This is a genomic window from Pontibacter sp. HJ8 (assembly GCF_054824225.1).
Map to the genome: position 1 here is coordinate 1 of NZ_JSYF01000404.1, position 13,358 is coordinate 13,358.

Annotated in this window: 9 protein-coding genes; 5 read left to right on the forward strand and 4 right to left on the reverse strand. The window is 53.7% G+C overall.

The window, feature by feature from the left end; genetic code table 11:
- Positions 1-219: 219 nt before the first annotated feature.
- Entirely contained in the window at positions 220-930 is a 711-nt protein-coding gene (locus tag OB13_RS16520) for a TIGR02117 family protein (RefSeq protein ID WP_461491282.1), read from the reverse strand.
- Between the two features lie 227 nt (positions 931-1,157).
- Here OB13_RS16520 and OB13_RS16525 point away from each other — a divergent pair, with 227 nt between their 5' ends.
- The 4 genes from OB13_RS16525 to OB13_RS16540 all read left to right on the forward strand — a co-directional run bounded on the left by OB13_RS16525 (position 1,158) and on the right by OB13_RS16540 (position 6,270).
- On the forward strand, positions 1,158-3,704 hold the full coding sequence (locus OB13_RS16525; protein ID WP_461491283.1) for a M14 metallopeptidase family protein: 2,547 nt from the start codon (positions 1,158-1,160) through the stop codon (positions 3,702-3,704).
- A 227-nt stretch (positions 3,705-3,931) separates the two neighbouring features.
- A complete protein-coding gene (locus tag OB13_RS16530; protein ID WP_461491284.1) occupies positions 3,932-4,456 on the forward strand; it encodes a DinB family protein in 525 nt (174 codons plus the stop codon).
- Between the two features lie 111 nt (positions 4,457-4,567).
- Entirely contained in the window at positions 4,568-6,007 is a 1,440-nt protein-coding gene (locus OB13_RS16535; protein WP_461491285.1) for an SLC13 family permease, read from the forward strand.
- Positions 6,008-6,087: 80 nt separating this feature from the next.
- Positions 6,088-6,270 (forward strand): hypothetical protein, encoded by a 183-nt coding sequence (locus tag OB13_RS16540; protein WP_461491286.1) that lies wholly within the window; start codon positions 6,088-6,090, stop codon positions 6,268-6,270.
- 246 nt (positions 6,271-6,516) lie between these two features.
- Here OB13_RS16540 and priA read toward each other — a convergent pair whose 3' ends face one another.
- Positions 6,517-9,048 carry a replication restart helicase PriA gene (priA, locus tag OB13_RS16545; RefSeq protein WP_461491287.1) on the reverse strand — a complete coding sequence of 844 codons (2,532 nt, stop codon included), beginning with the start codon at positions 9,046-9,048 and terminating at the stop codon, positions 6,517-6,519.
- Between the two features lie 240 nt (positions 9,049-9,288).
- Here priA and OB13_RS16550 point away from each other — a divergent pair, with 240 nt between their 5' ends.
- Entirely contained in the window at positions 9,289-10,029 is a 741-nt protein-coding gene (locus OB13_RS16550; RefSeq protein WP_461491288.1) for an SDR family oxidoreductase, read from the forward strand.
- 115 nt (positions 10,030-10,144) lie between these two features.
- Here the strand turns inward: OB13_RS16550 and OB13_RS16555 are convergent, their stop codons facing one another.
- On the reverse strand, positions 10,145-12,208 hold the full coding sequence (locus OB13_RS16555) for a thioredoxin domain-containing protein (RefSeq protein ID WP_461491289.1): 2,064 nt from the start codon (positions 12,206-12,208) through the stop codon (positions 10,145-10,147).
- A 94-nt stretch (positions 12,209-12,302) separates the two neighbouring features.
- On the reverse strand, positions 12,303-13,358 hold a 1,056-nt coding region (locus OB13_RS16560; RefSeq protein ID WP_461491290.1), incomplete at its 5' end, for a GSCFA domain-containing protein.

Consider the following 13,358-nt stretch of genomic DNA (forward strand, 5'->3'; position numbering starts at 1 on the left):
TAGGTTTCCGGTGCCGCAGGCATTGCGACGAAGGAGCAAAGGAAAGATACACAGTGGCGAAGCAGAGAAACGATGCCCCGCGGCTTAGAGCGCTCCACATTCAACCATGAAACAAGAGGTACAAAGGCACTGGAAAGGAGACAGCTACGGAGCAAAAAGCTCGACTGCTTACAGTAAAGGCCATTGTTAAGTGCTACATCAGCAGGCAGACAATTCATTCTACTCCCGCACCTGCCGCATAACCGAAAACGAAAAGGGAGCCCAGCAGGCTGCTTTGTGTCCCATGGCTTTCAGGCCACCGTTGACCCAGCTGTTGCAGGTCTTGAAGAGATGGAACCTGCCGTTTGCTTCATAAAAGTTGTCGTTGTCGCTATACCCCATCCCGTCTATCAGCAGAAACTCGCCGTCCGGCTGCTGCTGAAAACTAGCCAAAATGTAATCGACCAGGGCCTTATATTGTTGTTCGCTGAGGATGACAGGTTGCTGGTATTTGTTTTGTTGCAAAGGACGGGCAATATATTCCACATGCATCGCCGTGCGGGTTGGCCAGAACAGGGCCGTTATAGCAGTCGTAAACGTCAGGTCTTTCCACTCAGGTGTTTCCATGTAAAATTTCCGGTCACCCCAACCAAAACCTACCTGCGTAAAGGTGCTGTCGGCGGCAGCGTAATCCTGCAGATGCAGCTTGTCGCGCCAGTCTATATACTCTGTTTTCACAGGCAGCACCAGGTCGGTATGTACGCCGTTATCTGTTACAAATATCGTTATACCTTGCGTCGGCTGCGCATAGCTCCTGTTCACAGGTATGCTTCCCAGTACCAATCCTGCCGTCATGTACAGCGCAGCCATCAGGAGCAGCCCTGCAACAAAACCGGCAATGCCTTTCCCTGTTTTTCTCCAGTAGATGTACATGGCTATAGGTACGCACATGGCAGGTAGAGTTTCAGTGAAGGAGGTATAGTTTGAAAACGGGCCGAAAGACGTTTAAATTCCATCGCCCGAGCTGGTTGGTCTGCGCCAGGGCTAAGCAGGTAAGACTGCAGGAAGCAAGGTAGTTCTAGTATATAAAATTGTCACTTTCAGCTTTTTTGCGCAGATTGTAGCTTTATTTCCACACAACAATCACCATTTTTAAGAAATAACTCATGCGAAAAACGATGAAGCGATTGTTCGCTTTTTGCCTGTTGCTGGGGAGCGTGCAGGCGGCTGTGGCACAGCAGGCCTTGCAGACGCCGGCACAGTTTCTGGGCTATACCCTGGGAGAGGAATTTACAACACATGCCCGCGTGGTGGACTACGTAAATTACCTGGCTCAGCAGGCTCCTGGCCGCATCAAGGTACAGGAGTACGGCAAAACCTACGAGGGCAGACCTTTGCTGCTGGCTTACGTGGCCACTACCGAAAACCTGCAGCGCCTGGAGCAGATACGCGAAAACAACCTGCGCCAGGCCGGTGTGCTGAGCGGGCAGGTGCAGGGCAAACAACCGGCGATCGTCTGGATGAGCTACAACATACACGGCAATGAATCGGTGAGTACCGAGTCGGTGATGCAGGTGCTCTACGACCTGGTAGATCCCAACAACCAGCAAACAAAAGCCTGGCTGGAGAATACCTTGCTGCTACTCGACCCCTGCGTAAACCCCGACGGACGCGAGCGCTACGTGCAGTGGTACAAGCAGACGCAGAACCAGGGTGGCAATGCATCGCCCCATGCCTGGGAGCATTATGAGCCCTGGCCGGGTGGCAGACCCAACCACTATTACTTTGACCTGAACCGCGACTGGGCCTGGCAGACGCAGGTGGAGTCGAAGCAGCGCCTGGCACTGTACAACAACTGGCTGCCACAGGTGCACGCCGACTTCCACGAGATGGGAGCCGAATCTCCTTACTACTTTTCGCCGGCTGCCAAGCCCTTCCACGAGAGCATCACCCCCTGGCAGCGGCAGTTTCAGAACACCATCGGCGACTACAACCGACAATACTTCGACAAAAACAACTGGCTATACTTCACGCGTGAAAATTTTGACCTGTTCTACCCGAGCTACGGCGATACCTGGCCTACCTTCAATGGCGCCATCGGCATGACGTACGAACAGGGCGGCTCCGGCCGGGCCGGGCTGGCCTTCAAAAAACAGGACGGCGACACGCTGACGCTGAAAGACCGCATCGCCCATCACCATGCTGCCAGCCTGGCCACGATACAGGCCTCGTCCGAGAAGGCGGATCAACTGACGCAGGAGTTCAAGAAGTATTATGAAAACAATCTGAAGAAGCCGGCCGGTGACTACAAGACATTTGTCTTCAAAGCAGATAGCCGCAGCGCCGGCAACCTGAAAGCCCTGACCGATTACCTGGACCGCCAGCAGATCAAGTATGGCTATGCCGGTAAGAACAGCTCAACCAAAGGCTACAACTACGCCAGCGGCAAGGAAGAAAACGTACGGATAGGACAGAATGACCTGGTGGTGAGCATGTATCAGCCAAAGTCGACCCTGGTGAAGGTGTTGTTTGAGCCTTCTTCCAACCTCGAAGACTCACTGACCTACGACATTACGTCCTGGGCCATGCCATATGCCTTCGGGTTACAGGCCTACGCGCTGCGCAGCCGGCTGGAGCCCGGAAAGCAACAACCGGCCAAAGAGGCCAAGGCCATCACGATCGAACGGCCTTATGCTTACCTGGCCCGCTGGAACAGCCTGGAGGATGTCAAGTTCCTGACCGAGCTGATGAGCCAGAAGGTAAAAGTGCGCATGTCGGAGAAGCCGTTTGAGACGGAAGGTATACAATATGATGCCGGCACGCTCATCATCACCCGCACCGGCAACGAAGGTATGGCCGATAAACTGGATGCCACCGTGCGCGCGCTTGCCCAAAAACATGGGGTTGATCTGCAGGCTACGACGACAGGTTTTGTGAGCAGCGGCGCCGATTTCGGTTCCGGCAGTGTGCGCTACCTTAAAATGCCGCGCGTGGCAGTGATGTCCGGAGATGGGGTGTCGCCTTATGCTTTTGGGGAGATCTGGCACTACTTTGAGCAGCAGATCGGCTATCCGGTAACGGTGCTGGGTACGGGCTATTTTGGCAATGTGCCGCTGCATGAATTTGATGTCCTCATTCTGCCTGCCGGTTCCTACGGCCGCGTGCTCAATGAGCAGACGCTGGAGCAGGTGAAAACCTGGGTGCGTGGAGGCGGTAAACTGATCGCGATGGAAACTGCCGCCGGATTTCTGGCCGGCAAAAAGGATTTCAACCTGAAGAAGAAAGGCGGTGACGAGGCCACTGAAGCGAAGGAGAAAGCGAAAGAGGCAAAAGAAGATCCCTACCAGAACCTGAAGGTATACGGCAATCGGGAGCGGGAAGCGCTGTCAGAGGATGTACAGGGCAGTGTGTTCCGTGTCAACCTGGACAAAACGCACCCGCTGGCCTTCGGCTACGGCGATACGTACTATGCCCTGGTTCGAACTGCCGACACATTTGAGTTTATGAAAGACGGCTGGAACGTGGGCGTGCTCAAGAAGGGCAACTATGCCACGGGTTTTGTGGGAGCCAAAGCAAAGGAAAAACTACAGGACGCGCTCATACTGGGTACGCAACCGCTCGGCCGTGGACAAGTAGTATACCTGGCCGATAACCCGCTGTTCCGCGGCTTCTGGCACAACGGCAAACTGCTCTTTGGCAACGCCGTGTTTTTGGTAGGGCAGTAGGAGGGGGAAAGCGTTTTTGCTCTCCTATATACACTAACTCTATACCTGAACCCCACCAGCGGAGGCCAGGTATAGCTGAACTCATCACCCAGAGCCCGGCCTTAGAAGGCCGGGCTCTGGGTTTTTACAGCTTCAGGTAGGAGGTATACGCCTATAGTTTGTACTTTTACGTTATACCTTTACTATCCTTGGAATGGCTGGTTCAAACGCATTAATTTTCTGAAAGTATGGAAAAAATCATCACAACACCCGATCCTTCGGAGTACGACAACTTCTTCAACAGCTACATAGCAAACGCCAATACCGACGACCTGCTCTCTGCCCTGGCAGCAAGCGAAGAATATATTGTGAACTTCATTCTCTCCCTTAAAGAACAACAGCTCAGGCACCGCTACGAGCCGGGCAAGTGGTCTATCAAGGAGATGCTCGTGCACATGGCCGATACGGAGCGTATCTTTGCTTACCGCGCCCTTTGCTTTGCCCGCAAGGACAGAACCGCGCTACCCGGCTTCGATGAGAATACCTATGCAGAGCACAGCAAAGCGGACACGCGCGCCGTTACGTCCATACTGGCAGAGTATGCTGCCGTGCGACATGCCACCATCGAGCTATTCAAAAACTTTGATGAAGAAATGCTGAGCGAATCAGGCATAGCAAGCAATAAGAAAGTATCCGTACGGGCGCTGGGGTTTGCTATCCTGGGGCATGAGATACACCACCTCAACATCATCAAACAACGGTACCTTGTGTAGCAGCATCCGGCAGTACGAGCTACCAGTAGCTGCATTTCAGCCACGGACCTGGGCCCAAATTATACCTTCGCAGTAGCGTTGGTTTCTGGATTTATCTCTATATTTAAATGTATGAGTTTAACCAGAAGAAACATAGGCCTGATCGTGGCGCCGCTGCTGGCCCTGACGATGTGGGGCCTCACGTCCGGGCTGGAGCCGCAGGCGCAGAAAGTAGCGACGATCATGGTCTTCTGCCTCACTTTCTGGATGACCGAGGTGATCCCGCTCTCGATGACGGCACTGCTGGGGGTACTCATCGCCGTGATGACAGGTATAGCCGACGTCAATACGGCGTTTCAGAACCTAGGACACCCGATCATCCTGCTCTTCATCGGCAGTTTTCTACTGGCCCGTGCCATGACGCGCCACGGCCTCGACAAACGGCTGGCCCTGTTCATCCTCTCCAGAACGATCTTCCAGAAAAGCCTTTTCAGTATGTTCTTCGGGTTTTCGATGGTGTCGTATGTGCTGTCGATGTGGGTAAGCAACTCGGTCACAGTGGCTATGCTGCTGCCGCTGACTCTGGGCGTGCTGCAACTCATACAGGAGCCGGAATCCGGAAAAAGTCCTTCCGCTTTCTTTCTGCTAGGTATAGCCTATAGTGCTTCGATTGGCGGCATCAGTACCATCATCGGTTCTCCTCCCAACCTGATTGGGGTCAACTACCTGGCCAAAGAAGGTATAACGATCGATTTTCTGCAGTGGATGATCCTCGCGCTGCCCATCTCACTGACCATGTATGCCTTTATGCTGCTGTACATGCGCTATTTTTTAAAGAAATACAGTTTCAGTCCGCAGGGGATCAGGGTGTATGTCAAAGAGCAAACTGCCGTACAGCCACCCATCTCAAAAGGAGAGAAGGTGACGCTGAGCGTATTTGTGCTGGCGGTGGTGCTGTGGCTTAGCCCGGGTGTGTTCAATCTGCTGGGGATGACGCAGGCCTATACCTTTATGAACAGCTATTTTGCTGAAAGCACTGTGGCCCTGCTGGCGGCGCTGCTGCTGTTCCTCATTCCGCCGGGGCAGGAAAACGGGGGAGAGGGCACACTCACCGGTAGTGACCTGCTGCGCATCGACTGGGATACGATCCTGCTGTTCGGGGGAGGTATGGCGCTGGGGCAGCTGGTGGTAACTTCCGGACTGGCTGATGTGATCGGGGCCAATATCACCACTTTCATAGACCCGGAGCAAGTCGTGTTTCTGGTATTTGTATTAATCACCGGCGTACTTTTTCTGACGGAAGTAAGCTCCAATACAGCCATTGCCATTACCTTTGTACCTATCGCCATTGGTATATTGAATCAGCTTCTGGTGCCGGGGCTGTTTCCCATACTTGGTGTCGTAATAGCCTGTAGCATGGCCTTTATGCTGCCTGTGGCCACGCCACCCAATGCGATTGTGTATGGCACCAAACAGGTGCCCATCAGCACCATGGCCAAAGCCGGTTTAGTGCTGAATGTCATCGGCTCGGTTGCCATTACCGCCTGGGTCATTTTTTACATGTCGCTCTAAGGGCCAGCGGGAGCCTGTTGTACAGGAAGCCTGGCAGAATTCAGCACGTATAAACCAACGTTCACTATTAATTTTATCAAATGTCTAATCGAAGAATTTTCAGAATAGTACTGGCCATTGCCTGTTTTGTTTTTGCGGGCGTGAAAGCTTACCAGATCCTGCAGGGGGACTACGAGTGGACGGATATTTTCTTCCTGGTCGCTTTCCTTGGGTTCGGAATTATGTATGTGCTTGTCCTGAACAAGGACAGGAAACAGCAGTAGAACAGGAGGGGATATAAAGAGAAAAACCTGGAAGTAAACAAATGCCAAGGGTGACATTTCCAACTTCCAGGCTTTCAACTTTTAGCCAAAGGTACTCTTTATACGCCCCTGTTTTTGACAAGGTTACGGGTGTTTCCAAAAAAGATAAAATATTATTGCGCAGGCGTCGTTACCCTCCTTTTGTACAGCTGGGAGTTCTCAGTGTACTATGGCTACTTCCTGTTTTTGCACTCTAACCGGTAACGCCTAGGCCGGATCTACATCGGCTACCACCCGGATGCCTTTGAAATCGGAGAGCAGGAAGAGCTGCTGAATCGCTTTGGCAACCTGCTGCTTGGCCGCGCGCAGGTTCATGTTTTCGCGCGGCATCTTGATGTGGATCTCATTCAGGAACAGGTTCCGGATCTTAAAGATATACGGTACCTCCGGCCCCAGCACCAGCTGCTTTCCCAACCGGTCCGTCAGGTCCTGAGCCAGCACAATGGCCGCATTCTCCGATACTTTTTCTTCTGCGTGTTTCACCGTGATCCGGATCATGCGCGCAAAAGGCGGGTAACCAAAACGCATCCGCTCTTCGATCTCATGCTCATACAGGGAGGTATAGTCGTTGTTGCGTACCTTCCGGAAAATCGGCTGCAGCGGGTCACGGGTTTGGATGAGCACGGTGCCCGGCTTGCCTTTGCGGCCGGCACGTCCGCTCACCTGCACAAACAGCTGGTAGGCCCGCTCATGCGCCCGGAAGTCCGGGAAGTGAATGATGCTATCGGCATTGAGTATACCTACCAGGCTCACATTTTCAAAGTCAAGCCCTTTGGTAACCATCTGCGTCCCGATCAGGATGTTGGTCTTGCCGCTCTCGAAGTCGGCGATGATCTGCTGATAGCTGTTCTTCTTCTTGGTCGTGTCCAGGTCCATGCGCTGCACTTCGGCGTTGGGCAGCATGAGCTTCAGGTCATCTTCTACCTTTTCGGTTCCGAAACCCATGCTCTTGAGCGTCGTGGCGCCACAGGCCGGGCAGTCGTTGGGCATGCGCTCGTGATAGCCGCAGTAGTGGCAACGGAGCTCGCTGTTATACTTGTGGTAGGACAGGCTCACAGCACAGTGGCGGCACTTGGGTATCCACGAACACTCGTCACAGGAGATAAAGGGAGCATAGCCCCGGCGGTTCTGGAACAGGATCACCTGCTCGTTTCGTGCCAGGCGCTCTTCTATGGCGGTGACGAGTTTGCCCGAGAAGTGGCTGTGCATGTTTTTGCGGTGCTGCTCCTCCCGAACGTTGATCAGCTCGATATCCGGGAGCTGCGCCTCCCCGTAGCGCTTGCTCATCGTGACGAGTCCCCAGCGGCCGGTCTGGCAATTGTAATAGGTTTCGATGGCTGGTGTGGCGGAGCCCAGCAATGTTTTGGCCCCCTGCAGGTGCGCCATCATCAGGGCGGTTTCACGGGCGTTATACCGGGGAGCCGGGTCGTATTGCTTGTAGCTGGGTTCGTGCTCCTCATCCACAATGATCAGCGACAGGTTGTGGAATGGCAGAAATACAGCCGACCGCACGCCGACCACGATCTGGAAGCGGCCCGAAAGCACACCCTGCCATACCTCCGCCCGTTCGTTATCGGAGAACTTGGAGTGGTAGATGCCCAGCTTGTCGCCAAACACCTTCATCAGGCGCGTCACGATCTGGGCTGTCAGGGCAATTTCGGGGAGCAGGTATAGCACCTGCCCGCCGCCTTCGAGTGCATGTTTTATCAGGTCGATGTATACCTCGGTCTTGCCGCTGCCCGTCACGCCATGCAGCAGCACCGTGTCCTTTTCCTTGAAGAGGCCCAGGATCTCGTCTTTGGCCTGCTCCTGGTGTTCCGAGAGTGCCATCGGCTTCAACTGTATCCCGTTATCTACCGGGAAACGCGATATGATCTGGTCAAACTGCTCCAGCACCCCCTTTTTGATGAGGGAGTCGATGGAAGATTTGGACAGATGGGGGTTGTTGCTCAGGGCACTTTTTTCGATTCCGCCATAGTTGAGATGCACATCCTGGTGCACCGGTACCAGCTGCAGGTAGTTGAGCAGGATGTCGAGTTGCTTCGGTTTGGGTGTCAGCTGGGTGAAAAGCTCCTCCAGCATACCTTCTTCGTGCACAAAATGCTCCGTGAGGCGTATTTTTTTCACCACTTTCGGCGAGAACTTGTCACTGACCTGCTCGAAGATAATGATCGCCTCTTTCTGAATCAGCGACTTGATAAACTTATGGTAGCTCTTGATCTGGAGCAGGTTGCCGATGTCGGTAAAGGTAAGGGCCTGGTTCTGCTGCAGGGCATAGATGATCTTGGCCTCCTGTGCCGCCAACGGGATATCGTCCTCTTCGGGGTTGAAGTGCGGGTGCAGCTGTATCCTGGACTCACTGCTGAGTTTCAGGGCGGAAGGAAGCGCAGCATTGATCACTTCCCCGAGCGTGCACATATAATAGTCCGCGATCCACTTGAAAAGCTGCAGCTGCGGCTTGGTCACAATGGGCTTATCATCGAGCACATCGAGTATGTACTTGGCCTGGTAATCGGCCGGCGCATTCTCGTGGATGTCGGCTACAATACAACTCAGCACTTTTTTGGAGCCGAACTGCACGATCACCCGCACGCCCACCAGCACATCGTCGTTCATCTCAAACGGGATGCGGTAGGTATAGAGCTTCGGCAGCGGCAGGGGCAGTATCACGTCCGCAAAGAGCGTGACGCGGTCCACAGCCGGCTCCGGCGGATAATTAAAGTTTAGCAGTTCAGACAAGGGTGCAGGTATAGGTTAGCTTCTGACAAAGGTCGCAAAAAAAGCCGACTGTTGTAAACGCACAGGAAGACAAAACATGGGTAACCTGATTTCACAAGAACCGGAACGTAAAAGCTTTAGCAGGCGATCTCGCTGAACCTAATCATTGGTTACCGTAGTAAAAGAAGGGTTGGGCAGTTTTCCCGGCGGAGTTTATACTTCAACCGTTCTGCCTTTTAACCAAACTTTAAACATATCCGAATGAATTTAGCTGGAAATACAGTGTTGATTACGGGCGGCGCTTCCGGAATTGGCTTAGCGCTGGCAGAGCGGTTTTTAAAAGCCGGAAGCGAAGTGTTGGTGTGCGGCAGGAGAGAGGAGAAGCTGAGGGAGGCACAGCAATCACACCCGGGCTTGCAAACCAGGGTATGCGACGTGGGCAGCGAGGCAGACCGGATAGCCCTGTTTGAGTGGGCTACACGCGAGTTTCCGAAACTGAACGTGCTGGTAAACAACGCAGGTATACAACGGCGTGGAAAGTTTACAGAAGACACCGCCTCGTGGGAGGAGCGCCGGCATGAAATTGCCATTAACGTGGAGGCGCCCATTCATCTGGCAGCACTTTTTATACCGCACCTGAAGCAGCAGCAGGAGGCAGCTATAATTAACGTCTCTTCCGGGCTGGCGTTTACACCAGGCACTTTTGCTTCGGTTTACAGCGCTACCAAAGCGGCCATTCACTCTTTTACTATGTCCCTGCGGCACGATCTGTCGGGAACAAACGTGCGCGTAATCGAGTTGGTACCGCCCGCTGTGAACACGGATCTGGGTGGCGTGGGCATACACACGATGGGAGTCCCCGTAGATGAATTTGCAGATAACATAATAGAACGTATGGCAGCCGGTGAGCTTGAAATTGGCTATGGGCGCTCTGAAGAGGCAAGAAAAGCTGGCAGAGAGGAGATAGACGAGATGTTTCGGAGGATGAATAGCCGCACATAAGCCAGAGTAGCTGTCCTTAGCTGATTCAAGGTACCGGATAAAACAGATAGTATGTATACTATTCTGAAAGGGCAGCGCTTTATCGCTGCTCTTGCTTATTGTTCCCCGCAGCGTTTTACAGCGAAGGGAATTTGCTTTCCTGTTTTGCAGGGTCCTGCAGCTGTTTCAGCGCTTCCGCAGCGGTATGCACCGGCAACTGGCAGGTTTTGTTGTAGCAGACGTAGACGGTTGTTTTTCCCCCGATCGCCGTGCGGTCATGCAAAAGCGGCAGAGCACTTGTCTGCTCCGTACCTGTCAGGAGCATGTTGGGCAGGTAAAAGACGCTGAGCTCCGAGCGCATTTCGGGCGCCTGATTCCCTACAATCGCGACTTCGGCCATGGGCCGGAGCTTATGATAATACAGGATGGCCCAGTTGCTCAGGTGCGAAGGCTCCTGGATAACCAGCGGCTTTACCCTGGCCAGCATATCATCCGAGAGCTGCAGGTACTGTTCCTGGTCAAAATACAGGCCCAGCAGGTGCAGGTTGATCGCCATCACGGAGTTGGAGGATGGCATGACATTATCCATGATCTCTTTTTTGCGGGCGATCAGTTTTTCAGAGCTTTCATCCGTGAAAAAGAACATCCCTTCCTGCCCGTCGAAAAAGTGGGAGAGGGTATAGTCCGTCAGTTGCTTTGCCTCCTGCAGCCATTTCTCGTCGAACGTCACCTCGTATACCCGGATCAGCGCCCGGATGAGCAGGGCATAGTCTTCCAGAAAGCCGTCAATGGTGGCCGTTCCTTTTTTATAGTTGTGATAGAGCTTGTCGCCCTGTTTCAGGCGCTGTAGCAGAAAATTGGCATTTTGGAGCATCAGGTGCAGGAAGTGCTTGTTCCCGAAGGTATAGTAGGCATCGGCCAGTCCTTTGAGCATGAGCGCGTTCCAGGAGCAGAGGATCTTGTCATCCAGTCCCGGTCTTACCCGGTTTGCCCGGACCTCCATCAGCTTTTCTTTCCAGGTTTTTACCATCTCTTCCAGCACTTCCAGCTCCAGCTCGTTTTCTTTGGCGAAGTTTTCATCGCTGATGCGACGGTGGAGGATGTTTTGCCCGTGCTCAAAATTGCCGGCAGCCGTAGCATGATAATATTTGGAAAAAAGCGGCTCCTCATGCTCAAAAAGATCGTGCAGTTCATCTTTGGTGAAGACGTAAAATTTGCCTTCTACGCCCTCGCTGTCCGCATCGAGCGAAGAATAGAAGCCTCCTTCCGGGCTCATCAGCTCCCGCTCTGCAAAAGCGATCGTCTCGTACACCACGTCTTTGTACAAGGGGTCCCTGGTAACCTGGTAGGCTTCGGAGTAGAGACTGATGAGCTGCCCGTTGTCATAGAGCATTTTTTCGAAGTGCGGCACCAGCCACTCCGCATCCACTGAGTAGCGGGAAAATCCGCCGCCTATCTGATCGTAGATGCCGCCATAGGCCATCTCCCGTAGCGTAAGGTTCACGTGTTTGAGGGCCGCTTCATCGCCGGTGTGGTGGTGGTGGCGGAGCAGGTAGAGGTAGTTGGTCGGCATCGGAAACTTGGGTGCAGTGCCCAGGCCGCCATTTTTCTTGTCGAACCGCTTGCTGATGTTCTCAAACATCAGCTTAAAGTCTTCTTCGCTGGTTTCGGCTTTACTTTCCCGCAGCCCATACTTTTCCAGCTCGCTCCGGTTGAGATGCGCCACAAACTGTTCAGCCGTGTCATAGAGTTCCTGCCGGTTTTTGGCATACGCTTCGCTGATGTTGAGGAGCAGGCTCGTCCACTGCTGGGGTGTGAAATAGGTGCCGCCAAAGAAAGGTTTGGCGTCCGGGTTGAGGAATACATTCAGGGGCCAGCCGCCATTCTGCCCCATCGCCTGCAGGGCATCCATGTAGATGGCATCCACATCGGGGCGCTCTTCGCGGTCCACTTTGATGCACACGAAGTGCTCGTTCATGACTGCGGCAATCTTTTCGTGCTCAAAGGACTGGTGTTCCATCACGTGGCACCAGTGGCAGGCGGCATAGCCAATGCTGACCAGGATGGGTTTGTCTTCCTGCTTTGCCTTCTGCAGCGCCTCTTCTCCCCACGGAAACCAGTCTACCGGGTTGTAGGCGTGCTGCAGCAGGTAAGGGCTGCTCTCGTGTATGAGTCTATTGGGTTTTCTGTCTTCTGCCATAGTCGTATAGGGCTGGTCCGGGCCAGCGGCACTCTATACCTACGGGCAGGACGGGCAAAAGTATGGTAGAAGAGGTATGGAAGCCTGCAAAAGCTTATTCCCCGGTCAGCTGTTCCCGGAGTTGCCGGGCTTCTGTATCGGTAGCGATGCCATACCTGTCCTGGAGCTGTTGGAGCTGGTGCAGGGTGCTTTTCAGAAAAGACTGGTGGGCTGCTGACTCCGGGTGAAACGGCCTGTGTGCCAGTGCCCGTCTTACTTTCTCCCATTCTTTCAGGAAGGTGATAAAATCTTTGGCAAGGTGTGCACACGTGAATTTCTCCCAGATGTAATCCTCGGCCGTGTCTGTGGGGTGCACCATATCCCGGCCATAAAAGCGGTAGTCGCGCAAATCATCCAGCATGATCTCGTAAGCGGGGAAGTAACCCACCTGGGTATGTCGCTCGTCCAGCTGATGGCATACCAGCCGAAGGATTGCTTTGCTGACGCTGTTCACTTCGATCGTTTCCTTGATGTGGCGCACCGGGCTGACTGTGAGCAGCACCTGGAGGTCCGGATTAAGTTGCCTGAGTAAGGGTAGCGTATGTTCAAAGGCCGCCAGGATCTCATCCGTTGTAAGCAGCTGCCGGCTGAAGTGGCGGGCGGGCAGCTTGTGGCAATTGGCTACGATGTGGCCGGTGCTGTGCAGGCGGTAGCCTACGGCCGTACCCAATGTGATGATCAGTAACTTTGCCTCTTGCAGTGCCTGTCGGGTGCTTTGCAACTGCTGATCAATGCGTTGAAGCAGTTCCTGCCGGTCAGGGGAGGAGAGAGAGGAGTGGAGGTCGTAAGCGTACCAGATCTCCTGGTGCTGTACTAGGTGCTGCTCAAACGCATGTGGCTTACCGGCAGCAGCGCCCAGCAGGTTGCAGACTGACAAGGGGTTGAAGATGGTTCCGAACGGATTGACCAGAACATGGGCTTTGTTCTCCAGCAGTTTGTTCCCGATCACATCGGCAAAGCAGGAGCCGATGGTCAACACACGGTCCTGCAGGGTCAGGTTCAGGCCGCTGGCGGGTATATGTACTTCTGTCCGGAACATAGTTAATAAGAGTTCTGAGTCTTGAGTTCTGAGTTGTTGCCTAAGGTATAGGTATAGGTATAGGTATAGGTA

Excerpts from the sequence above, each read along its gene's own strand:
- OB13_RS16520 (WP_461491282.1), bottom strand. The coding sequence starts at position 930 with ATGTGCGTACCTATAGCCATGTACATCTACTGGAGAAAAACAGGGAAA.
- OB13_RS16525 (WP_461491283.1), top strand. The coding sequence starts at position 1,158 with ATGAAGCGATTGTTCGCTTTTTGCCTGTTGCTGGGGAGCGTGCAGGCG.
- OB13_RS16530 (WP_461491284.1), top strand. The coding sequence starts at position 3,932 with ATGGAAAAAATCATCACAACACCCGATCCTTCGGAGTACGACAACTTC.
- OB13_RS16535 (WP_461491285.1), top strand. The coding sequence starts at position 4,568 with ATGAGTTTAACCAGAAGAAACATAGGCCTGATCGTGGCGCCGCTGCTG.
- OB13_RS16540 (WP_461491286.1), top strand. The coding sequence starts at position 6,088 with ATGTCTAATCGAAGAATTTTCAGAATAGTACTGGCCATTGCCTGTTTT.
- OB13_RS16550 (WP_461491288.1), top strand. The coding sequence starts at position 9,289 with ATGAATTTAGCTGGAAATACAGTGTTGATTACGGGCGGCGCTTCCGGA.
- OB13_RS16555 (WP_461491289.1), bottom strand. The coding sequence starts at position 12,208 with ATGGCAGAAGACAGAAAACCCAATAGACTCATACACGAGAGCAGCCCT.